Source organism: Pseudomonas sp. MIL9, from assembly GCF_016887925.1.
Lineage (GTDB): Bacteria > Pseudomonadota > Gammaproteobacteria > Pseudomonadales > Pseudomonadaceae > Aquipseudomonas > Aquipseudomonas mohnii.
In genome coordinates, this window is record NZ_JAFEHE010000016.1 from 65261 (window position 1) to 89263 (window position 24003).

A 24003-nucleotide genomic window follows, 5' to 3' on the forward strand; every position below is an offset into this window, starting at 1 on the left:
AAAAACCTTAAATCTCTACAGGGGTATCGGGGTGGTTGCCCCATTCGCCCCAGGAGCCGGCGTAGCCTTTGACTCGCGGATAACCGAGGGACTTGGCCACCAGATAGGTGAAGCCAGAACGGTGGTGAGTCTGGCAGTGGGTAATCACTTCTTTGTCTTTGCTGATCCCGAGTTGTTCGAGGATCTGCGGCATGTCGGTGCGGATACGCAGGTTCCGGGACTTGTCCATGCCGGCGGTCCATTCGAAATTGACCGCGCCAGGAATGTGCCCGCCCTTGGCCGCCAGGACTTTCTCGCCGGAGTACTCCAGCGGCCCGCGGGCGTCCCAGATCGCCAGGTCGGCGGCGCCGAGACGGCTTTGCAGGTATTCGCGGGTCGCGGTGGGTTCGTCATGCAGGGTCAATGCAACCGGGCCACCCACAGGAGCGGGGACCTGGATCGACATGGGCAAGCCTTCTGCCAGCCAGGCCGTCAGGCCGCCGTCGACATAGTGATAGTTGCTGTGACCAATGACGTCCAGAAGCCAGATAAAACGCCCGGCCCAACCGCCGCCCTCGTCGTCATAAACCACGTAGACCGCATCGGGATTGTGCCCCAGCTCACCGAACAACGCTTCGAGTGCGGCTTGCGGCGGCATCAGGCCTGGGGCGGGCGCCTGGCCGAGCTGTGTGCGTTTCGGATCGACAAACCGCGCACCGGGAATATGCCCTTCGGTGTAGCGGGCGCTGCTGGTCAGGTCCACCAGAATCAGATCACGGGCATCGAGGCGAGGGAGCAAGTCGCTCGGTTCGATCACCAGCGGCAAGCCAGAGAAGTCAGACATGTGAGGTCTCCAGAGCACAAAAGGGAGGATTGTAGCGCAGCGCTATTGGCCGCGGCGGCTAAAGTTATGCAGCGCTTTCTCGATGCACTGCGCCGTTTTGCCGAAGGCTTGCACGGTGATTTCCGAAAACGGCCCGCCGCCCTGATCCGCCCCGACAATCATGATCACCCGGCCATTGTTGACCAGCGAGCGCAGCAGCAGGTGTTCGCCGCTGAACTGTGCACGCAGGCCATTGGGCAGCAGGGCTGAAAATTGTGCGTTGTTGGCCGGGTTGATCCGTACCTGGGCCTGTTGCGAAAGCAGGCGTTGCAGCACGGTGCTTTGGCTGACCGCAAAGTTCATCGCCGCCACTTCTTTGGGCAGCCCCGCCGTTTGGTGCACTCGCAGGTTGGCGTGGGTGCGGTCGGCCATCAGGATCATCACGCGGCGCATGCCGCAGGCGACCAGGGCGTCCCGGGCAGCGATGGTCAAGTGCATGGCATTGGTGAAGTGACTCGGTTCGACCAACAGCTCGGCGCATTGCTTGCGCCATTTCGCCAGGTCCTCGGCGGTGGGCGCCGGTGCCGGCAGCAAAGCGGCATGGACGCGATTCATGCCCCACGGCCAGATCAACGCTTCGGCGGGGTGCCAAAGGTCGGGCATGGCGTGATGGCGCGCACTGTTGGCGGCCTGTTGGTGCAATTGCTGTTGCACGTCTTCCATCGGTACTTGCAGGTAAAGGCTGGTCAGATACTGCCACCGCTGGCTGTGCGGACTGTCCCAGGCCTGGTGCGCCGACAATGCCAGACCGTTGGCCAGCAACACGGTGTTGGCCGGTTGATTGAGCCAGCGGCGCAGGGTCGGATCGTCATCGAGGCGGTTCTGCTGGCGCAATGGATGCTCGCTGTCGCGGGCAATGCGCAGAACCTTCACCAGTTCCCGTTGCTCGGTGAGCAGCAGGCGGTAGCCCTGCTGCACCCAGATCGGCAGGCGCCAGATGTCCGCCAGGGCCTGGCCGATGTCCAGCAGGCGTACGCCAAACAATTGCTTTTCGACCTTGCGCGCCGACTCGCCTTTATGAATGACCCGCAGTTCCCAGTCCTCCAGCAATTGCGGGTGAGTCAGGGCCAGTGGCCAGAGCGGCGACAGAAACAGCAGGCTGCCCCAGTAGATGTCCTGCCACAGGCGCGCCAGGCGACTGGCAAAAAAACCATTGGCCTGTTGCGTGGCGTGCTGGCTGATCATCTGCAATTGACGCAGGGCTTTGGGGATGTCGGTTTGCGGCAGTACGGGCATCCGGTCGAGCAGTTCTTCGGTGCGTTTGAGGCCAAGACGATTGATGGCGACCTCAAGGTTTTCCGCCGGCTCGGTCATGCTGCCATGGGTATGCCGGTTGGCTTCGCGAATCACGCTCAAGGCCAGGGGCGGGCTTTCCTGCATCAATTCGGCGATGTCGCGCAACGAGCTGCGATGGTCGCGAATGGCCAGCCAGACGCGGTCATGAATGGCCTTGGGAACCGGCAGGCGCACATCATCCAGAAGCTTGACCCAGCCTTCGAGTGTGGTCGGTTTTGGCGTTGGAACGTTCGTTTCGTTAACCATGTTGGAGGCGATCATCGTCAGCGTTAACTGTGCCCGGAGTGGGTCAAATTGGCTTTTCGCCTGAACTGGCTATAGTCTGGCGCAGTTTTGCCGATAAGTAGAAGAAGAGATTTTTTAACTTCCGAATATGACCTTGAACCCGACTCAGTAAGTGCTCTCCTACCTATGGCTAAAATTATCGGCATCATCGTCGTATTCGCGAGCGTGCTCGGCGGATACGTGCTCTCCCACGGCAAAATTGCGGCCCTGATCCAGCCTTTCGAGGTGATGATCATCGGCGGCGCGGCCCTCGGCGCATTCCTGCAGGCCAACCCCGGCTACATGACGATGCACGTGCTCAAGAAATCCCTGAGCATGTTCAGCTCGCGTTTCAGCCACGGCTTCTACCTTGAAGTCCTGGGCCTGATCTACGAAATTCTCAACAAGAGCCGCCGTGAAGGCATGATGGCGATCGAAGGTGACATCGAAGATGCCGCCGCGAGCCCGATCTTCGCCAAGTACCCGGCGGTCCTGAAGGATGAGCGCATGACGGCGTTCATCTGCGATTACCTGCGCATCATGTCTTCCGGCAACATGGCACCTCATGAGCTTGAAGGGCTGTTTGACATGGAACTCTTCAGCCTCAAGGAAGACCTGGAGCATCCATCCCACGCCGTGAACGGCATTGCCGACGCCATGCCCGGTTTCGGTATCGTCGCGGCGGTACTGGGTATCGTGGTGACCATGGCGTCCCTGGGCGAAGGTGACCAGAAGTCCATCGGCCTGCACGTGGGTGCGGCACTGGTCGGTACGTTCTTCGGTATTCTCGCCGCCTACGGCTTCTTCGGTCCGCTGGCCACTTCCCTGGCCCACGATTCCAAGGAAGAACTGAACGTCTACGAAGCCATCAAGGCCTCGCTGGTCGCCTCGGCTTCCGGCATGCCGCCATCGCTGGCCGTGGAGTTCGGACGCAAGGTTCTGTACCCGGCGCACCGTCCTAGCTTCGCCGAGCTGGAACAAGCGGTTCGCGGTCGTTAAGCATGGAGAACAATCAGCCGATAATCATCAAGCGCGTCAAGCGCTACGCCGGTGGGCATCACGGGGGCGCCTGGAAAATCGCCTTCGCCGACTTCGCCACGGCGATGATGGCGTTCTTCCTGGTGTTGTGGCTGTTGTCCACGGCGACGCCGGAGCAGAAGATCGCCATCGCCGGTTACTTCAAGGACCCGATCGGCTTCTCGGAAAGCGGCACGCCTTACATCATCGATCTGGGCGGCACGCCGACCCTGGCGCCGGAGAACACCCTCAACCCCGAGGTGAAGTCCCAGCCACAACCGGACAAGGTAACCGTCGACGCCGAACAGGTCGAAGGCATGGCCGAGATGGTCGAGAAGGAGCGTCTCGAACTGTTGCTGCAAGAGTTGCAGAACAAGGTCGAAGAAAATCCGCAGTTGCAGAAATTCAAAGACCAGATCATGTTCGAGATCACCCCGGACGGCTTGCGCATCCAGATCGTGGACGCCGAAAACCGGCCGATGTTCGACTCCGGCAGTGCCCGCTTGAAACCGTATTTCGAAGACATCCTGCTGGCCATGGCCGACACCATCAAAGCGGTGCCGAACAAGATCAGCATCAGCGGCCACACCGATGCCAAGCCGTACACCGGCACCGGTGATTTCGGCAACTGGGAACTTTCGGCCAACCGTGCCAACGCCGCCCGCCGTGCGCTGGTCGCGGGCAGCTATCCGGATCAGCAAGTGGCGCGTGTCGTGGGGTATGCCTCATCGGCGCTGTTTGATCGTGAACATCCGTTCAATCCGATCAACCGTCGTATCGACATCATCGTGCTGACCAAGAAAGCCCAGCGCGCCATCGAAGGTTCGCAAGGGGCCGAAACTGCCCCTGATGCCACGAAAGAAAACGGGACGCCCGGAGCAGCGCCGGCTGCACCCGTCGATCCGAATGCGTTGCCGGCGGACAAGGAGCCGCTGCCGGCGCATGAGCTTCGCGAGCGTCTGAATTTGTTCGATGATCCGGTGCCGAAACCGTCAGCGCCCGGGAGTGCGGCACCAGCCTCTGCTCCCGCCACTGCACCGGCCTCAACGCCGAAGCAGTGACCCACAAAAAAGGCCGACATCGCAGTCGGCCTTTTTTGTGGGCGCGATTTCAGAAACCGCGGGAGATTCTGGATTTGAGATCAATATGAAACCGATCGGCGTTCGTTCTGTTGACGCTGCGCATGGACTCGCTGCCGGTGATCGACTCCAGTGACATCGAGCGTTTGAGTGTCGCTTCATTGCGATAGGCATCAATGAAAAAATCGATGTCCTTTTCGCGCGTCAGTTTCGGCCATTTATCGAGGTACAGCGGCAGTTCTGTCGGTCCGGTCTTGAACGAGCAGATGCGTCGGTTGGTAATGGTCGCCTCGCCGATTTCGAACGGCACCCACCAGGACAGCGCGGTTTTTTCCGACACCACCGCCAGCAAATGCGTGCACTCACTGATATTGCGGGTGATTACGCCGGTGATGTCGTCGGTGGTCTGGGACTCTGGGTCCAGCACGTCCAGGTAAGTTCTGATGTTGGCCTGCATCAGGCGGCTGTTGATGTTCATCGCATAGGCGCGATCCATGTGGCGGTAGCTGATAAACACAGGCATCAGAAGTGTCCCTTGATCGCGAGTTCGCGGTAATAGGCGCCGAGGGCAGTGAGGCGGCATCCGGTGGAGTGAATGGCGGCGTAATACATATGTTCGGCATCCACCGGTTCGATCAGGCTGTGGCGGTTGCACTTTTGCAGTTGGGCGAAGACTTCGCCGTGCTCCGGGTTGAATTCAGGTTCGGTGGGCTCAAAGCTGGGGGCGAGGGGGTAGACCGACTCCGCTTCGGCAAACCACTCGGGCAGCTTGCGCAGGATTTCCTTGGGGATCAGCGGCGAGACCTCGCGCAGGGAAATGAACTGCGACACATTGGTCTTGAACACCGGCCGCTGCTCCCAGGCGTCGAGGGCGTTGTCGACGAATGAATAGAGGCTGCCCGGGGTGATTTTGCCGAGGATGTTCGCGGCACCGCCGTGCAAAGCCTGAAGCAGCAAACCGGTAAAGACTCCGTGGCCGGCGCCTTCCATCGCCGGCTGTTCTTTTTTACATGCCGTCAGAATGGTCATGCCCTCGCCAATCACGCTGCTTTCGCTGCGCAATGCGCGTATTTCGCCAGCCGACCCGCCCTGGCAGCAGTCGAGAATGATCACCTTGTTTTTGATTTTCGTGGCTTTGCTCGCCCAGTTCAGGATATCGCTGATCCGTATGCCGTCCTTTGCGGACTTGTAATCCTGAGGGATCAGCATGCCTTCGTCGGTATCGAGGTCGAAACTGCCGTGGCCGGCGAAATACAGCAGCGCGACATTGCAGTCGCCGGAGAACAGTTCGCGGATCTGGTCTTCGAGCTTTTCGCGACTCAAGTAGTCTTCGGCGGAGGTGAGCACGACGTTCTTGAAGTTCGGATCGCCATTGGCGTCGGTCTTCAATACCGAGGCCATGGCCATCGCGTCGTTGTTGCAGCCACTCAACTGGGACACATGGGTGTAGTTGTTAATGCCGATAAACAATCCCTTGCGCATGGTTACACCGCCGTATGCTGGCGAATGGCACTGACGATGCTGTTGGTGTTCCACGCACATTCGGCATGTGCGGCGTCCCGTACCGCCGTGGAAATACGCTCGGCGCCGAACGGTTTGATCGCGATGATCACCTTGCCCATGCGCCTGGCGATTTCGATCTCCTTGTTGATCCACTTGCTGTAGGCCGAATACATCCCGGCCATGATCAGCACCGCCGAACAAGGGCGGATTTTGTTTTCAATGGCCAGCTCAAGTTGCTTGTCGGTTTGTGCGCCAACGATTGGATTGTGTGGGGGGACTGAAAAGTTCTTGAAGGTGAAGGTCGGGTGCGCGGTGAGCAGTTTTACCAGTCTGTCGTGGGCATCGGAGTAGTTCCACGAATGGCTGATGAACAGGTGATAGGTTTGCATGGGTGCCCTCGGTGTCGCCTGAATGCGAAGAGGGCTCGAATGTATGCAATTGAGGGGCACTGACAAGGCTTGCGCGGCGAATCAGAAATGCCCTGCAAGTGCGGGGGCGGACGTCTTACAGAAGCGTCTGATGTTTAAGGCGGGAGGGTATTTGTAGGCAGGAACGAGCGATCGCCCGCCCCCGTGGGGGCAGGGCGGTCGATGCGTCTGTTTAGTAGCCGTTTTCCGGCAGGCTGGCGATGATCGAGCGGTAGCTGTTCATTCGTTGTTGCTGCACGCGGCCATCTTCCAGGGCCTTGAGCAGGGCGCAACCAGGCTCGCGGTCGTGCTTGCAGTCGCGGAAGCGGCAGGTGCCGAGCAGGTCGTTGAACTCGATGAAACCGGCTTCGACGTCGGCACGGCTGACGTGGCCAAGGCCGAACTCCCGGATACCCGGTGAGTCGATCAGCTCACCGCCACCGGGGAAGTGGAACAGTCGCGCGGTGGTGGTGGTATGAGTGCCCTGGCCGGACAGCTCGGACAACGGCCCAACGCGGGTTTCGACGTTGGGCAACAGGCTGTTGACCAGCGATGACTTGCCGACACCGGACTGGCCGACGAACACGCTGATGCGTCCGTCCAGCTGCTGTTGAAGTTGCTCCATGCCGTTGCCATGGTGCGCCGACACTTCCAGCACCGGGTAACCCAGTGTGCGGTAAACCGCGAGCAGAGCGTTCAGTGCCGGCGCGTTGTTTTCGTCGATCAGATCGAATTTGTTCAACAACAGCAGCGGCTTGATGCCGGCATGCTCGGCTGCGACCAGATAACGGTCGATCAGATTGGCATGGGGTTCGGGCAGCGGGGCGAAGACGATCACGATCATGTCGACGTTGGCCGCAACAGGCTTGAGCTGGCCACGGCTGTCCGGACGGCAGAGTTCGGTGTTGCGTGGCAATTGGGCCACGATCACGCCGATGCCCTGGTTGCCGGCACGCCAGACCACTCGGTCGCCGGTCACCAGCGCCGGCAGGTTGGCGCGCAGGTGGCAACGGAAAACCTCACCGGCCTGTTCGCCATCAACGGCCTCGACTTCGACTTGCACGCCGAAGTGCGCGATCACCAGACCGTGCTGTTCCGGGCCCAGGTCGCCGCCCTCAAGTGCCTCGACAGCCGAGGACTCGCGTTTGGCGGCGCGGGCAGCGCGTTCGCCCTGAATCTTTTCGATGCGCCAGTTTTGACGACGATTGAGTTGGCGTTTGGCCATGGGTGTTCCGTATCAAGAATGCAGCGATTAGGTAAAACGGCCGCGAGTTTAGCACGCCCGGCCACCGGCCTAGGCTAAACTGCGCAGCATTGCCTAGGAGCCGACACATGCAAAACCCGCAGAATCTGATCTGGATCGACCTGGAAATGACCGGTCTGAACCCTGATACCGACGTCATCATCGAAATGGCCACCATCGTCACCGACAGTGACCTGAACACTTTGGCTGAAGGCCCGGTGATCGCCATCCATCACAGCGACGAAATCCTCGCCGGCATGGACGAGTGGAACACCCGTCAACACGGCGGTTCCGGGCTGACCCAACGTGTGCGCGAGAGCCGCATCAGCATGGCCGAAGCCGAAGCCGAAACCATCGCGTTCCTCGAGAAGTGGGTGCCGAAGGGCAAGTCGCCGATCTGTGGCAACAGCATCTGCCAGGACCGGCGCTTCCTTTATACCCACATGAAATCCCTGGAAAGCTATTTCCACTACCGCAACCTCGACGTGTCCACGCTCAAGGAACTGGCCGCGCGCTGGGCGCCGGATGTGCGTGACAGCTTCAAGAAAGGCAGCACCCACCTGGCCCTGGACGACATCCGCGAGTCCATCGCCGAGTTGCAGCACTACCGCAAGCATTTCATCAAGTTCTGATCAGGCGCCGCGAGGGCTGTTGTGGCAAGGGAGCGCTTCGCACTCCAGCGGGGCAAGCACCCTCGCCTCGGGTTTTCCGATTGCCCTCTTTTGGTGCTTGGGTGAAGTGAGTAGACTGCGCGCCTTTCTGCAAGGACCGCCACCATGTTGCTGATGCTCTACCTGATCGCCATCACCGCCGAAGCCATGACTGGCGCCCTGTCTGCGGGCCGTCGCGGCATGGACTGGTTTGGTGTGGTGCTGATTGCGTGCGTCACGGCGCTGGGCGGGGGATCGGTGCGTGATGTGCTGCTGGGGCATTACCCCCTGACGTGGGTCAAGCACCCGGAATACCTGGTGCTGACCTCTGTTGCGGCCATGGTGACGGTGTTCACGGCACGCTGGATGCGTCACCTGCGTTCGCTGTTTCTGGTGCTCGATGCCGTCGGTCTGGTGGCGTTTACCCTGATCGGCTGCATGACCGCCCTGGAAATGGGCCACGGCATGCTGGTCGCATCGGTCAGCGGGGTGATCACCGGGGTGTTCGGCGGCATCCTGCGGGATATCTTCTGCAACGATATTCCACTGATCTTCCGTCGTGAGCTCTACGCCAGCGTCTCGTTCGCCGCGGCGTGGTGCTACATGTTTTGTCTGTACCTGAATTTGCCCGGCGAACAGGCCACCCTGATCACCCTGTTCGGCGGTTTCCTGTTGCGCTTGTTGGCGATTCGTTTTCACTGGGAAATGCCAAAGTTTGTTTATAACGATGAGCAGTGAAGGATCTGCATAACGTTCAAGCGAAGATGCGGTAATTATTTAACGCATAGTGGATGGTTGGCTTTTATAAACTGAAGTTCAACTTCGGTTTATAGGCTGCTTGTATGTTTGATATATGTTTTGAACATTGCACGGATGATGGTCATAAGCGATTCATTGAAGAAAAAATTCCTGATTGGTTAACCCAGGCATCACCCGACAGACGCTTGGCTTTGCGGCAAGCACCTGTCATCGTTCCTGAATGGTACCGAACGGTATCGGCGGCTTCACACGCAGAATTGGCGCAGGCGGTCAAAGCCAGCTGGATATCCCAGGCCAGGCTGGACCGGGTGTTCGAGTCGTTGGCCGATGCCCGGCGGTTTGCCGAGCCCTTGCTGCGCCAGGCGCTGAAGAATCGTTTTGGCGTTGAGCTCGATGTTGCCCGCTCATACTTGCGGCTCTATTTGCCCAAAGGCATTTTGCCGGGGTATCAAGTTAAAACCCTTTCCCTGTTAGACGCGGCCTTGCATAACTTTGAGAAGAAGGAAGCCGCTGACCAGTACTTTGATAATGCATCCTGTTTTATCAGCGAACCTGATAGCCGAGGCCATTTTCATGTATTGCCCATTAACGAACGAATAACGATCGGCGCCTTTGCTTCAATGTGCCGCGAACTGGATATCGGCGGTCAGTACGCATCACAATTGGAGGCGATTCTGTTACCCAGGGATTCGGTGGCCAAGGTCGGACTGGCGTTCAGGGTCAAGACCAGTCAAAAAGATGCGTTCAGGGCGGCTGTGCTCCTGGCGCGGATGAAAGGGGACATCGGTACCGATTCCCAGGCGTCGCTGCTGCGGCTGCTGGATGGCGTGTCGAGTCTGGCGTTGCGCTGCTACCAGTTGCAGATCATGACGGCCCGGCTGACCGGGATCATGGTGCTGGCGGGTGATCTGGAACGTTCATCCCGCGTGGAACCGTTGATCGTGTACGTGCCTGACGATCCACAGCATCCGATCAAAGAGTACCCGTCGGCCCTGGCGTTCAAGACGGCATTGACGGAGCAACTGCGTTCACCGGCCTATCAACGGTTTTTTGCCCGGTTCATCGCCCATGAGCAGCGCGGTTATTTTTTTGCCGAACTTGACCAGCACTTGAATGCCGAGACCTGGCATGCAGTAAAGCCGGGTGACCCGCGGCCGGCCTGGCGACGCACGCCCGTCGACAACCCCAAGTTGCGTTTCCACGCGCACCCGGTTCAGGGTGATCCATGGCAATGGCTGTATCAGGACAAGCTCGACAAAATCCTCAATGACGCGCGCATCATCGCGGTGCCCACGGCCGATCAGGATCGCCAGTCGCGCTGGGCGCTGTGGGACAGCCTGGAAAACGTGGCTTCGATCGTCGTGCAGGTCGCAACCCTGGTGGCAATGCCCTTCGTGCCGTTTCTGGGTGAAGTGATGCTGGCGTACACCGCTTATCAATTGCTCGAGGAAACCTTTACCGGTGTTCTCGATTGGGCTGAAGGGCAAGTGTCCGAAGCCGCTGATCATCTGCTGGTCATCGCCGAGAACCTCGCGCAGCTCGGTGCTTTCGGGGTGGCGGGGGCTGTGGCCGGAAAGGTGCTCCCCCTCAAGCCATCGGCGTTTATCGAGGGGCTTAAACCGGTAGCACTGCCCGACGGTCGCATGCGTTTATGGAATCCCGACCTGCAACCCTACGAACAAACCGCCGCGCTGCCGACCGGCGGCCTACCGGACGAGCAGGGGCTACAGCATCACGCCGGCAAAACCTTTTTGACGCTTCAGGGGCGCACTTATGCAGTGGGCGCCGAGGCTGAAAGCGGTACGTATTGCATTCGCCACCCGCAGCGGGCGGACGCCTACCGACCGCGACTCGCCCACAACGGCGCCGGCGCCTGGGCCCACGAGATCGAGCGACCGATGCAATGGCAGGGGGCGCAACTGTTCCGGCGCCTGGGGCACTCGGTTGCAGCGTTTTCCGACGAGACCGCGCAACGCATATTGGCGGTCAGCGGGATCGATGAAGCGATGCTGCGGCACCTGCACGTTCACGCGCGGCGTCCACCGGCCTTGCTGGAGGATACGATTCGACGTTTCAAGGTCGATGAGCGGGTTCGGGCGTTTCGTGAATACGTCGCCAGCCCGGACCCTGGCATTTACGCCAAGGCTGACGTGTCTCTGCAATTGGAGTTGCTGAAGACGCAGGAGGTGGTGTTGTCCGAGGGGCAGTTGCTCGACGGCAACGTGATTCAAACCGTTGTGACCACTCTGGAAGAGGGGGCCCTGAAAAGACTCCTTGGGTTAAGCACCGCGCCGGGTGACGCGCTGCCGTCAGTGACGGTTCGTGCCTCGCTGCTGCGCAGCCGCATGGCGCAATGGGCACAAACCTGTCGCGAACAGTTGTTCGGGGCCCTTGAGGAGGCTTTCGAGTCAGGCGCGGACAGCCACACCCGGCAGATGCGCCGGGTTTTTCCACGGTTGCCGCGCACGATCGCGCAGGAGTTGTGGGCCGAGTCCGGAGCCGCCGAACGCCTGCACCTGCACAACAGGCATGGCATGCCGCGGCGAATGGCTCACGAAGCGCTGTACTACCTGCGTGAATTGCGCCTGAACCGCGCCTATGAGGGACTCTACCTGGAGGCGCAATCAAGCACGGATACAGACATGCTGGCCCTGCATATGCTCGAAACGCTCGACGGCTGGTCGGCGGACATTCGCATCGAAGTGCGTGACGTCGATGTGGCGGGCGCTCTGCATGACAGCATCGGCCGTCCCGATGCGTCGATACGCAAGGTTCTGGTCAGGCAACAGGGGCGATACGAGGCCTTTGATGAGCATGGCGAGGCGCTCCATGGCCTGGATAATCTGTTCGGTGCGGTCCAGCATGCGTTGCCCCAGGCGCAGCGCGAAGCCATTGGTTTGCCTCACGTCGGGCAGGGGGGGGCGTTGGAGCAGGCCATCAGGCGTCGGCCATTGTTGCCGCGGTCCGAATTGCGAGCGTTGTTCGGACAACCGTCTCTGGAACCCGGTGCGCGCTCTCCCATGGGACTGGCGGTAGGTCGCGCCGGTTATCTGCTGGGCGGTGGTGACAGCTTGCCCACGGCATCCGGCGCGATTGAGCCGCGCTTGCGCAGGCTGTTTCCCACGTTGGCGGAAGAAGATTTACAGGCCTTGCGAGAGACCCGCCTGGGTGCCGATCCGTTGCCAGCCCTGGTCCACCTGGAAAATGAACACCTGACACTGCTCAATGACCTGCAGATCTGGGCCGACGACGTGCCCGCTCGTCACCCTCTGACGGATGTTGCGCTGTCTGCCGAGGTGAGCGCCGCGCAAAAGCGTAACCGCGCCGCTTTCATTGAGGTGGTGAAGGCCTGTTGGCGCCGGCAACTGACCCCGGAAAACCGCTTTGACACCCGCCGGTTTTTTTCAAAACTGGACGTCATTGGCGACTTGCCTGAACTGTCGGCGGATTTCAGTCATGTGTCCGAGTTTTTGCTGGTCAACAGCAGTGGTTGTCTAAGGGCAGGCCGCTTTCTTGAACGCTTCCCCAATCTTCAGTTCCTGACGATGAGGGGCGTTCGCCTGGAGTCCTTCCCTGTCGAGACCTTTCAGATGCGCTCACTCATCTGCCTGACGCTCGAGAATTGCGACCTTCGTTTGACGCAGGCCACTGCAGAAGGGTTGGCTCATATGGAGAACCTTGAAGAGTTGGACCTGGACAATAATCCGTTGGGTCTCAGCCCTCAGGTGGTCCACATGAAGAAGCTTGAGCGGCTGCACTTGAAGTCCACCGGATTGAGGGAAGTGCCCGATGGACTGTTCGGGTTGGAAAAATTGGCGTTTGCCGACTTGACGTTCAATGAAATTGTAGAAATGCCTGATGAGTTGTTCGATGTGCCTGATACCCGCCCTGTGAATTACAACTTTACGGATAACCCCCTGAGTGCTGCGAGTCAGCAACGTGTTTCCGAATATAAAAACAATTTCAGCATTGATAAGCAGATCCTGATTCAGGTGGATGACGAGTTGGTAGACGAAATTCAGGAGCTTGGTATCGAAACCGAATCCGATGAAAGTGGGCTGGAAACGGGTGATGAAAGTAGTGTGGATGACGACTGAACAAAATCGATGTGTTGATTGTTGTTGCGATTGCTGCGTGTTTTTCTGAGGGCTGTAGTCGGTCTGGTTTTAGAAATATCAAGTCAAGAAGAGCTGAAGTTGTCGCGCGTCAAGTGCTTAAGCTAGAGGGCGCGCGGTCTTCAGCTCTTCCGTTTCTTCGAGGGCTGAGTGTTCTCATTGGTTATATGGGTGAGTGGAAATAGTCTGTTAATCTTGTGAATGGTCGCGATCTGTCTTTCTTGTTATTTGTTTTTGGTAAGAGCGTGTAGTCAGGCAGTGGGTGAAGTTGCCAGTTGTCGGATACAGCATTCAATGCAGCCAAAAGGTTGCTACTAAAAAATGGCAAGGAATATGGATATGAGTGACTCGAAAGAACCTGGTGTTGAAATCGTTTCTGTTGAAAATGCGTTGCAAGCGCAGGCACCCGTGCAGATCGATAAAGTAACCAGGCTTGAAGTCAGATTCGAAGCGCCTGGCGTTGAATCGAAAAGGTTATATGCCAATGGCAGAATGCAGGTGCGGGTATGGGTCTTTGTAGAAGCCCAGGATGCAGATGGTAATCCTGTTTCGCTGCCATATTTTCCTGACCTGTTTTCGGCAAGGTTGATCGAATATCACACTGGCGAGCCTTTGAAGGTGGATGTCTATACTGGCAGCCCGTTGCAGGGGTGGAGCTCCAGCCCTATCGAGAACAAGTATTCCCATGAGGTACCGGGATGGGGGCTGTCATCCTTGGTCAGCGATCGTCTTTCCGCCTTTCGACAGGCACCCCTGGTGTTTTGGGTGTCGTCCTCTGTCGTCGGACAGACACAAATCGCGGTAGAGGTGACGCTGCAAGGGAAAGTTTACAGGAGTAACAATACGACTAACCCGGATGGCAGGAAAATAAACAAAAGTGTCGTACTCCATGCTGAGAGAAAGGCGACTTATGCAATTGATCAGTTTCGCTGGGATTTGGAACGACTAAATATTAAGAGTGTGGATGAACAATTTTTCTTATACCATCTAGGGCTCTACCTTGGTTCGACACAGGTTGAACTTTTTTCGTGGGAAAGCGCGAAGTACAATCCGGACAGCAAATATCCGATAAATTTTTGTCGAATGAACCTGGAGGGTGCTGCGCGGGCGATAAGATTCTTTACTGGCGTTTTCCCTTCTGCTGTTCAGAAGAGCGTCCGAGTCAATATGCCAGGCTGGCAGTACGACATTGATGTGCATAAACGATCTGGAGAGCTCTCGTTAGTTAAAGGTCTATCGCCAAGGCGCGCTGATGATTTTCAGGCTCGGAAAGAGACGTTCCCGTTTATCGTTATTGATGAATTCGGTAATGATCATGCGCTGTCGATCCAAATAGATGAGCGTAATCTCAAGTTTAGTTTGCACAGGGGTTGATACTCGCCTGGCGCTTGGCTTTTTTCGAAAAGTTTGGCGCCAGCCTCGCCTCTATGAAAGAGACTGGGGTTCATGCTGATGGGGACGTCAAATGACTATAAGTAACTCAAGAAATATTTATTCAAATGCTTTTAACTTTCATGATTTCATTTCCGGGGGGGTCGATCCACGTACAGGAATTTATACCTGCTCCATAACGATGGGTGAAATCAAGTCCGGTGGGTTAAATGGCCCTTCCTTGCCGATCAACCTGTACTTCAATCCGCTCAACGGCGCTGATATTGGTTTGGGAGTGGGGTGGTCATTGGCATTGACCCGCTACGACACGGCGGCGCAGACGCTGACGCTGTCCAGTGGTGAAAGTTATAAGGCCAGGACATCGGCCACACGCTTGACCTTCGATGAACTGAAGCTGGAAACCATCAAGGCCAGTCGTCCTGCACCCAATCGCTATGACATTGTGCATAAGGACGGTCTGCGTGAAGAACTCGAAGTCTACGGTGCGAGTGACATAGCCGTTCCGAAGCGAATTGTTGCGCCAAATGGCGGCAGCATCACGCTCGGTTACACCGCTATAAACGATCAGCCAATACTCAGGGAAGTGAGGGACGATCAGCGTATTTTACTGAGTGTTTCGCGCAACCGTGGTGCAGTTAGCCTTGTTCAATACCCCGACACCCCCTGTGAGGCGCGCTTTGTTCTGTCGCTCGTCAATGACCGGGTTGTATCCATTGATTTGCCGACCGGCGATGCGTGGATCCTGACGTACGAGGATATCGAAGGTCGAAGTTATCTGAAGCAAGTCGACTCGCCGCTGGGTGCACGCGAGTTCATTGGTTATCAGCAGCAGGGGCATCGATTTCCGCGCGGAGCTCCCCTGCGATCCATTCCCTATGTCAACTCGCATACGGTTTTCCCCCGGCACAATCAGCCGGCGATAACCACCAATTACGAGTATTCCGACAACAATTTTCTGGGTTTCGACGCCGAGGACATCAAGTGGTCGGAGGAAGGAGATAACCTTTATCAGGCCTCAGACGACTATTCCTATACCTCGACCGAGCGCTTGATGCTGGATGGGAAGGTTCATCGCTCTACGGTCCGTACCTACAACAAATATCATCTGCAGGTCTCGGAGGTGGCGACTTGCAAGAAGGTGGCTACCTCGCAACTGATTGAGTATCACCTTGATCCGCGCAAAGATTTTTCAGAGCAGCCGGCACAGTTCAGATTGCCAAGAGTTCAGACCCTGCGTTACCACGACCGCGAGACGAACACATCGCGGGACGAGGTGTTGCGTACCGAATTCGATGCGTTTGGCAATTTGCTCAAGCAGGTCGAACCGAGTGGCGTGACCACTGTTTGCGAGTTCTACCCGGCGGCGGGTGCCGATGGTTGTCCGGCGGACCCCTTGGGTTTCGTGCGGTTCGAGAAACAGCGAACAGTCTTTCCAGCACCTGGATTCGCTGCGGCCGAGACCACTACCACACGTTATCGTTATCAGCTACAACGTGGGATGAGTGGCGCATCGGCGCAGAACATTGTCCGCGTGCGCGAGCAATTTCTTGAACTGGCACAGGGCAGCGAGACGCTCTGCTCTCAAACTGACCTGGTTTATATCGATCGCCCCACCGATCCCCTGGTTCACGGTCTGCTGGAAAAGCAAACCATCACGTGTAATGGCCAATCGACCCAATCTGAATTCCAGTACAGCCATGGTGGCGCGACCCGTACGCTGCAAACCACGCTGAAAGGGTTTGATGGCACCCGCAAAACGGTCACCACTGCCTTTTCAGCCCTCAATGGGGTGAAATTATCCGAGCGGAACGAGGATGAAGGGACAGTTGTCTTCGAGTACGACGCTCTTGGCCGCGTGGTGACAGAGACTGTGGCGCCTGACACCGCGTATACCGCCAGGCGCAGCAATGTCTATCAACCGGCGGTTGGCAATAGCACACCGGCGACGATCGTCAGCACTGACGTAAACGGCCAGCAGCAGCGCGTCACTCTTGACGGTCTCGGGCGTACGATTCGTATCGAGGAGCAAGACAGCGACCACCAGGCCGATGGGCCGCTACGCCCGGTTTACTCGGCGCAATACGACGCGGCGGGCCAGCTCATCGAAGAAACCGGCACTGACTGGTTGCAGGGCGCTCCCCTGGCGATAAAAACCACCTTCATCCTTGATGATTGGGGGCAGGTAAAAACCACGCTCCATGGCGACGGTCGAAAAGCGCACGTGGAATTCGACCCAGTGACCCTTCGGGAAGTGCAGTGGCAAGAAGGCATGGGCAAGACCGTCACGGTCTACCAGGGGTTCGGCAAACCCGAGAGTATCGAGGTGTTCGACCTGAAGGGACGGAGTCTGGGCAAGACCCTTCACGAATATGATGGCCTGGGAAGGGGTGTCAGTCGGACCGATCCGGCAGGGAATACAACGGGTTATCAGTACGACGTATTCAATCGGCTCCGGCGCAGTGTATTGCCCGATGGCCATGCTGTGGAAACCGAGTATGCATCCCACAGTCCCGGACAAATGCCCGTCGAGGTCAAAGTCGCGGGCCGTAGTCTGGGTCAGCAGGCCTTTGATGGGCTCGGACGGTTGATCCAGAGCAACGTCGGCGGTCGAGTGACCAGGGCGGGGTTCGAGTCGGGCTTCAGCAAGCCCGCCTGGGAGCAGGCGCCAGGTGGTGAACGGATCGAATACCAGTACGAACGCAACCTTGGCGGGCAAGTGATTCAACGCAACGCCAACGGATTACTCGCCAGGTATGCCTACCATCCCAGGCTTGGTCTGCCGACGATGTGTACGGAGCAAGGACGCGAGACGCGCTTCGAGTATTACCCCTCCGGGCGGCTCAAACGTGAGCTGTCCATCGTGGGCGAACAGCAGGAGAAGGCCCTCTATAGCTATTCATTGGGGGGGCGTCCCCTCACCTGCACCGATGTGCTCGGTCACCGACACACGACTGATTACGATGAATGGGGGCGTCCAAAATCGTTTGAACAACATGCACTCAAAGCCGCATTTGCCTACAACGCGCTGGGTCAGTTGACTGAGGTCGACGCCCAAGACATGAAGGGGGAAAGTTCGCTGGTCACCCGACTGGCTTACGATGATCTGGGGCGAGAAATCTCACGCCGTTTCGAGGCCGCTGGATCAGGCAGCCAAACCCTGACTTCAAGTTACACACCGACCAGCAAGTTGGCGCAACGCACATTGAAAAACGGCGATGACGTCATACGCGACGAGCGCTTCACGTACGACTCGCGCGGCCGCCTGAGCCAGTACAGCAGCCGTGGCACCCACCGACCGCGCGACCCGTATGGCAAAGAGATCATCAAGCAAACCTACGTGTTTGATGCGATGGACAACATCGTCTCCCTGGAAACCGAATTTCCCGGCGGTAAAAACCTGGCGTCCTTCGATTACAGTGCCAGCGATCCTACTCAATTGATCGGCATCCGACACAGCCACAAGGATTATCCGGCGCCGGTCGTGCTGGAGTATGACGCCAACGGTCAGTTGATCAGGGACGAACAGGCCCGCAGGCTGACTTACGATGCGCTGGGACGCCTGACTCAAGTGGCCAGCGCCGTCGGGGACGTGGTGCGCGGCTATCACTACGACGCGCAGGATCGGTTGGTCGAACTGTCACAGCCGGTCGGCCCGCCGACCCAGCGATATTACCGCGAAGGCCGCGTGCTGAACGAAGTGTGCGGCCCGGACAAGAGCACCTGCTTGCGCAACGCCGGCATTTTATTGGGGCAGAACCGGCAAGGGCAGGACGCCGGCACCAGGTTGTTGGGTGCCGACCAGCAGCAGAGTGTGTTGACCGAGGTCACTGGGTCGCGGCGCCAGGATTTTGCCTACAGCCCATATGGACATCGTCCGGCGGAAGGCGGCCTATTTGCCGTGCTGGGGTTCAGTGGCGAAGCACTCGACCCTTCGACAGGCTTGTACTTGCTGGGCAATGGCTACCGTGCCTATAGCCCTGCGCTGATGCGCTTTCTCAGCCCGGACAGCATGAGCCCGTTCGGCGCCGGCGGATTGAACCCCTACGCCTATTGTGGGGGCGACCCCATCAATCGAGTGGATCCGACAGGGCATTTTTGGAAAGCCTTGTTGGGGATAGCGTTGTCCATTGCCGGTTTTGCCCTGAGTGTCGTGACAATGGGGGCCGCCACGCCACTCGCGATCATTGGTCTGACGCTGGCGGCTGCGTCTACAACGTTGGGGATTGCCGGCATCATTGTCGACGAAGTGGCGCCGCAGTCAGGGATCGGAGAGATTTTGGGCTGGGCCAGCCTGGCCACTGGTGTGATGTCGTTAGGGGCCGGTTTGGGCGCCCTCGGCAAAAGTGCTGCTCAATGGGGGAGTAAATTGGCGAATGCCTTCAAGCCCGGGTTGAGTGGAAAACCCGCGGATGCAGCGAGGGCCATGTCCAGGGGGATGAGTAACGGAGCGTCGAGGGCGGGATCATCGATGGCCAAAGGCAAAGGGGCGAAAGCCGCCGCCAAAGCAGCGAAGGCAGGTGGGAAAGTGGATGACACACCGAAAAAATGGACCCTGAAGGGGCCCAAGGAAAAAAACATAAAGTCGGATCTGGGTCGATCCCAACTGGATGAATTCGAGGTATTCAAACGAGGCATAGCTGACGAGGGTCTTTCTCCAGTAGAGGCCTCGAAGAGGATGGGAGATCCGAAATACACAGCTCTGGAGAAGAAGCTGGGCCGATTCGAAGTGCGAATAGGTGGTAAGGACAGGGTGACTTTTTTGGTGCATGACACCGATCACATTGTCGAAATATTGCAGGTTGGCGGGCATACCTGAGTGTTACCGGGCGCTGATCATTTCAACTTTGCTTGAGCCTCACTTGATCTTGTTGCACTCGATAGCCGCTTCAATCATTCGAGACGATCGGTGTGTTGCTTCAGTGCCCACTCCACATGCTCTCTGACCAGTTCCGACGGGTACTCCCGTCGCGCCTTCAGCGCTTCCAGCACCGGAATCGTTGAGGGCGCGTTTCCCAACCCCACGGCGAGATTTCGCAACCAGCTCTGATAGCCTGCCCGCCGCAATGGCGAGCCTTCGGTATTGCTCAGGAACTTGTCCTCGTCCCACATGAATAGCTCCGCCAACTCGGCATTGTCCAGGCTATGGCGCGGCTTGAAGTCGCTTTCATCGGACGGCCGGGCGAAGCGGTTCCACGGACAGACGATCTGGCAGTCATCGCAACCGAACACTCGATTGCCGATCAGTGGACGCAGGTCTTCGGGGATCGCGCCTTTGAGTTCGATGGTCAGGTAGGAAATGCAGCGCCGGGCGTCCAGCACATAGGGGCCGACGAAGGCGTTGGTCGGACAGATGTCGAGGCAGGCACTGCATCGGCCGCAATGCTCGGTGGCGTGGGGCGGGTCCACTGGCAACGGCAAATCGACAAACAGCTCGGCCAGGAAGAAATAACTGCCGGCCTTGCGATTCAAAACCAGCGTGTTCTTGCCGATCCAGCCCAGGCCGGCCTGTTCGGCGATGGCTTTTTCCAGAACAGGCGCACTGTCGACAAAGGCGCGATAGCCGAACGGGCCGATTTCAGCTTGAATCTTTTCCGCCAGTTGTTGCACGCGTTTACGGATCAATTTGTGGTAATCGCGGCCCAAGGCATAACGTGATACGTAGGCTTTTTCCGGCTGGGCGAGCATTTGCGCCATTTGCGTGTCGCCCGCCAGGTAGTCCATGCGCAGGGAAACGACTCTCAATGTGCCCGGCACCAGTTCTTCCGGGTGCGAGCGTTTGCTGCCGTGGGCGCCCATGTAGTCCATTTCGCCGTGGTAGCCGGCGTCGAGCCAGCGCTCCAGGTGCTGCTCATGCTCGCCCAGGTCGAGACCGCTGATGCCGACTTGCTGAAAGCCCAGCTCGCGGCCCCAGTCCTTGATGGATTGGGCGAGAGTGGGCAGGTCTGGAGTAATAGCGGGCATGAGGCGAGAGAAACCGGAGCTGAGGTGCGTATAATTCTGCCAGACATCGGAGCCTGAAGACGCATGCCGCACACTAAAGATGATTTACCCGACGCGCTGTACAGCGCTGCACAGGTCCGGGGACTTGATGCGAGCCTGATCGCGGCCGGAACAAAGGGCTTCGAATTGATGCAGCGTGCGGCTCGGGCGACTTGGCGAGCGCTGGTTCGTCAGTGGCCGTCGGCGACCGAATTGAGCGTGTTGGCAGGGCAAGGCAACAATGCCGGTGATGGCTATCTGGTGGCGGTGCTGGCCCGGCGCGCCGGATGGACGGTGCGGGTATTGGCGGTCGGCGATCCGCAACGGTTGCAAGGCGATGCCGGCCTGGCCCATGCCGAGGCCGTGTCTGAAAAGGTCTCTATCGAAGCGTGGAGCGCGCAGTCGCAATTGCGTGGTGTCGTGCTCGACGCCTTGCTCGGCACGGGGCTGAGCGGTGACGTGCGCGACCCGTATGCCAGTGCCATTGCTGCGATCAATGCAAGCGGTCTGCCGGTGGCGGCGGTGGATATCCCTTCCGGTCTGAGCGCCGATACCGGGCGCATCCTCGCTCATGCGGTCCGGGCGGACCTGACCGTGACGTTCATCGGTTTGAAAGTGGGTTTGTTCACCGGTGACGCGGCGGATGTGGTGGGCGAACTGGTGTTCAACGACTTGCACGCCGATCCTCAGTTACTTGAAAGCGCACCGATCAGCGCCCGTCGTCTGACGGCTGGCAAGCTGCCGTTTCTGGCTGCGCGTCCGCCTGCTTCCCATAAAGGCAATTTCGGCCATGTGCTGCTGATGGGCGGCGATCGCGGTTTCGGTGGTGCGATCCTGCTGAGTGCGCAAAGTGCGCTGCGCAGCGGTGCCGGCATGGTGTCGGTGGCCACTCGCAGCGAACACGTGCCTGCCGCATTGGCCAGGATCCCCGAGGCGATGGTGGTGGGCGCTTCGTCAGCCAATCAACTGATGGGATTGCTTCAAAAGGTTTCCGTGTTGGTGGTTGGCCCAGGCTTGGGCCAGGCGGCTTGGGGACGCAGTCTTTTGTCGGCTGCCGCCAACGCGCCGGTGCCGCAAGTCTGGGATGCCGACGCGCTGAACATGCTGGCCGAGGAACGGGTGAGGTTGCCCAGGGATTGTGTGATCACCCCGCATCCGGGCGAAGCCGCTCGCTTGTTAGGCATCAGCACGGCGCAAGTTCAGGCGGATCGGCCCGCCGCGGCCCATGCGTTGAGCAAAAAATATACAGCGGTCGTAGTGCTCAAAGGCGCCGGCAGCTTGATCGCCAGTCCCGACGGGCGGCTGGCCGTGTGTCACCAAGGGCATCCGGCGATGGCCACTGCCGGGTTGGGTGATGTGCTGGCGGGTGTGGTCGGCGCGTTGCTGGCCCAGGGCATGGAGGCATTCGACGCCGCGTGCCTGGCGGTCTGGCTGCATGCCAATGCCGGCGAGCAACAAGGTAAATTCGGCCGTGGGCTGGCGGCCAGTGATCTGATTCCAGCCATTCGTCAGTTGTTGGAGGAGCAAGCACCGTGTCTGAAGTAACCCTGTATCTGGCTGATGAAGCGGCGATGACTGAATTGGGTACACGCATCGCCCAAACCACGAAAGGGCACGGTCTGATCTTTCTCGAGGGAGATCTGGGGGCGGGGAAAACCACGCTGTCCCGGGGCATCATCCGTGGCCTGGGGCATGTCGGGGCGGTAAAAAGTCCGACCTTCACTTTGGTCGAACCTTACGAGATCGGCGATATTCGTGCCTTTCATTTCGACCTGTATCGCCTGGTCGATCCGGAGGAGCTGGAGTTCCTCGGCATCCGCGACTATTTCGAAGATGACGCGCTGTGCCTGATCGAATGGCCTGACAAGGGTGCAGGCTTTTTGCCAAAGCCCGACCTGACCATTACCATTAGCCCGCATGACAGCGGGCGTTCGCTGAAAATTTTGCCCCAAGGCTCGCGTGGCGAGTCCTGGTGTGCCGCTTTGGCATTGGAATCCAAATAAATGATGGGGTTAGGTATGCGCTTTCGCGCGTTGGTTGCTGCCGTTGGGGTGTTGTTTTTGGCGGTAACCGTCGACGCTGTGGCCGACACGAAGGTCAACAGTGTTCGCCTGTGGCGGGCGCCGGACAACACGCGACTGGTGTTTGATCTGACGGGCCCGGTGCAGCACAGTGTCTTTACCCTGACATCCCCGGATCGCCTGGTCATCGACATCAATGGCGCGACCCTGGGTTCGCCGTTGAACGTCAACACCTCGAATACCCCGATCACCGCCATGCGCTCGGCCCAACGCACGCCGACCGACCTGCGGGTGGTCATCGACCTGAAAAAGGCTGTGACCCCGAAAAGTTTCTCCCTGGCACCGAACGCGCAGTATGGCAACCGGTTGGTTGTCGATCTGTTCGATAGTCCGTCTGACGCCGCGCCACCTCCAGCGCCGACGCCTTCGGTCGCGACCGTGCCGGCAGTGCCGGTGACTCCCGCGGAACCTGCAATCAAGCTGCCGCCGGCACCGGCCGGCAAGCGCGACATCATTGTCGTGATCGACGCCGGCCACGGTGGCGAAGACCCGGGTGCTTCGGGCTCTCGCGGTCAGCGCGAAAAAGACGTGGTGCTGGCCATCGCCCGCGAACTGCAACGCCAGGTGAGCGGCATGAAAGGTTTCCGCGCCGAGCTGACTCGCACCGGTGACTACTTCATTCCCTTGCGCGGCCGCACCGAAATCGCCCGCAAGAAAGGCGCTGACCTGTTCGTTTCGATCCACGCCGATGCCGCGCCTTCAGCTGCCGCATTCGGGGCCTCGGTGTTCGCCCTGTCTGATCGCGGCGCCACGTCGGAAACTGCGCGCTGGCTGGCTGACAGTGAAAACCGCTCCGACCTGATCGGCGGTGCCGGCAACGTCAGCCTCGACGACAAGGACCGCATGCTCGCAGGCGTGTTGCTCGACCTGTCGATGACGGCGTCGCTGACTTCCAGCCTGAACGTCGGTCAGAAAGTCCTGACCAACATCGGCCGGGTCACGCCGTTGCACAAACAGCGGGTGGAGCAGGCCGGGTTCATGGTGCTGAAGTCGCCGGATATTCCGTCGATCCTGGTGGAAACCGGGTTCATCTCCAACGCCAATGAAGCCTCGAAACTCGCGGCGTCGAGCCATCAGCAGGCGTTGGCGCGCTCTATCAGCAGTGGCGTGCGTCAGTTCTTCCAGCAAAACCCGCCACCTGGCACCTACATCGCCTGGTTGCGTGACTCGGGCAAAATCGCCCAAGGTCCGCGTGACCACCGGGTCAGCCCGGGCGAGACGCTGGCGATGATCGCTGTGCGTTACCAGGTGTCGCCGGCCACGCTGCGCAGTGCCAACAACCTGTCGAGCGACGAACTCAAGATTGGTCAGCATTTGACCATTCCCGGCACTGAACTGGCGGCCAAAGAATGAATC

The 24003-nt window shown here is 58.8% G+C and carries 17 protein-coding genes; 10 read left to right on the forward strand and 7 right to left on the reverse strand.

What is annotated here, in order from left to right:
• Window positions 1-7 precede the first annotated feature (7 nt).
• Together JQF37_RS18015 and JQF37_RS18020 are read right to left on the reverse strand one after the other, a co-directional pair.
• Complete coding sequence (locus JQF37_RS18015; RefSeq protein ID WP_130204964.1) at window positions 8-823, reverse strand: rhodanese-like domain-containing protein; 816 nt, start codon at window positions 821-823, stop codon at window positions 8-10.
• 42 nt (window positions 824-865) lie between these two features.
• The gene (locus tag JQF37_RS18020; protein WP_204149733.1) at window positions 866-2404 is read right to left on the reverse strand and encodes an HDOD domain-containing protein; all 1539 of its coding nucleotides are present in this window, start codon (window positions 2402-2404) and stop codon (window positions 866-868) included.
• A gap of 165 nt (window positions 2405-2569) precedes the next feature.
• Here JQF37_RS18020 and motA point away from each other — a divergent pair, with 165 nt between their 5' ends.
• Together motA and motB are read left to right on the forward strand one after the other, a co-directional pair.
• A complete protein-coding gene (gene motA / locus JQF37_RS18025; protein ID WP_130204960.1) occupies window positions 2570-3421 on the forward strand; it encodes a flagellar motor stator protein MotA in 852 nt (283 codons plus the stop codon).
• A gap of 2 nt (window positions 3422-3423) precedes the next feature.
• Entirely contained in the window at window positions 3424-4500 is a 1077-nt protein-coding gene (gene motB / locus JQF37_RS18030) for a flagellar motor protein MotB (RefSeq protein ID WP_130204958.1), read from the forward strand.
• A 49-nt stretch (window positions 4501-4549) separates the two neighbouring features.
• Here motB and JQF37_RS18035 read toward each other — a convergent pair whose 3' ends face one another.
• The 4 genes from JQF37_RS18035 to rsgA form a co-directional block, all read right to left on the reverse strand.
• Entirely contained in the window at window positions 4550-5041 is a 492-nt protein-coding gene (locus JQF37_RS18035; RefSeq protein WP_130204956.1) for a toll/interleukin-1 receptor domain-containing protein, read from the reverse strand.
• Entirely contained in the window at window positions 5041-6000 is a 960-nt protein-coding gene (locus JQF37_RS18040) for a caspase family protein (protein ID WP_130204954.1), read from the reverse strand. Before JQF37_RS18040 ends, JQF37_RS18035 begins: the two co-directional genes overlap by 1 nt.
• A 2-nt stretch (window positions 6001-6002) precedes the next feature.
• Window positions 6003-6410 carry a TIR domain-containing protein gene (locus tag JQF37_RS18045; protein WP_130204952.1) on the reverse strand — a complete coding sequence of 136 codons (408 nt, stop codon included), beginning with the start codon at window positions 6408-6410 and terminating at the stop codon, window positions 6003-6005.
• A 211-nt stretch (window positions 6411-6621) separates the two neighbouring features.
• Window positions 6622-7653, reverse strand: a complete 1032-nt coding sequence (gene rsgA / locus JQF37_RS18050) for a small ribosomal subunit biogenesis GTPase RsgA (RefSeq protein WP_047536692.1) — start codon at window positions 7651-7653, stop codon at window positions 6622-6624.
• A 107-nt stretch (window positions 7654-7760) separates the two neighbouring features.
• On the opposite strand from rsgA, the gene orn reads away from it, so the two are divergent.
• The 5 genes from orn to JQF37_RS18075 all read left to right on the forward strand — a co-directional run bounded on the left by orn (window position 7761) and on the right by JQF37_RS18075 (window position 19403).
• Window positions 7761-8303 (forward strand): oligoribonuclease, encoded by a 543-nt coding sequence (orn, locus tag JQF37_RS18055; protein WP_130204950.1) that lies wholly within the window; start codon window positions 7761-7763, stop codon window positions 8301-8303.
• A 144-nt stretch (window positions 8304-8447) separates the two neighbouring features.
• Entirely contained in the window at window positions 8448-9059 is a 612-nt protein-coding gene (locus JQF37_RS18060) for a trimeric intracellular cation channel family protein (protein WP_130204948.1), read from the forward strand.
• A 329-nt stretch (window positions 9060-9388) separates the two neighbouring features.
• The gene (locus tag JQF37_RS18065) at window positions 9389-13177 is read left to right on the forward strand and encodes a DUF6543 domain-containing protein (protein WP_223272643.1); all 3789 of its coding nucleotides are present in this window, start codon (window positions 9389-9391) and stop codon (window positions 13175-13177) included.
• Window positions 13178-13534: 357 nt separating this feature from the next.
• Window positions 13535-14569, forward strand: a complete 1035-nt coding sequence (locus tag JQF37_RS18070) for a hypothetical protein (RefSeq protein ID WP_223272642.1) — start codon at window positions 13535-13537, stop codon at window positions 14567-14569.
• Window positions 14570-14660: 91 nt separating this feature from the next.
• Window positions 14661-19403, forward strand: coding sequence for an RHS repeat-associated core domain-containing protein (locus tag JQF37_RS18075; RefSeq protein ID WP_223272641.1), 4743 nt, complete (start codon window positions 14661-14663; stop codon window positions 19401-19403).
• 74 nt (window positions 19404-19477) lie between these two features.
• Here the strand turns inward: JQF37_RS18075 and queG are convergent, their stop codons facing one another.
• Window positions 19478-20548 carry a tRNA epoxyqueuosine(34) reductase QueG gene (gene queG / locus JQF37_RS18080; protein WP_130204945.1) on the reverse strand — a complete coding sequence of 357 codons (1071 nt, stop codon included), beginning with the start codon at window positions 20546-20548 and terminating at the stop codon, window positions 19478-19480.
• Between the two features lie 63 nt (window positions 20549-20611).
• On the opposite strand from queG, the gene JQF37_RS18085 reads away from it, so the two are divergent.
• From JQF37_RS18085 to JQF37_RS18095, 3 genes are read left to right on the forward strand one after another with little or no spacing between them, the layout of a single operon-like run.
• Window positions 20612-22111: an NAD(P)H-hydrate dehydratase gene (locus JQF37_RS18085; RefSeq protein ID WP_130204943.1), complete on the forward strand. Its 1500-nt coding sequence runs from the start codon at window positions 20612-20614 to the stop codon at window positions 22109-22111.
• Window positions 22099-22569: a tRNA (adenosine(37)-N6)-threonylcarbamoyltransferase complex ATPase subunit type 1 TsaE gene (tsaE, locus tag JQF37_RS18090; protein WP_047536712.1), complete on the forward strand. Its 471-nt coding sequence runs from the start codon at window positions 22099-22101 to the stop codon at window positions 22567-22569. Before JQF37_RS18085 ends, tsaE begins: the two co-directional genes overlap by 13 nt.
• On the forward strand, window positions 22570-24000 hold the full coding sequence (locus JQF37_RS18095) for an N-acetylmuramoyl-L-alanine amidase (RefSeq protein WP_130204941.1): 1431 nt from the start codon (window positions 22570-22572) through the stop codon (window positions 23998-24000).
• The last annotated feature ends 3 nt before the right edge of the window (window positions 24001-24003 follow it).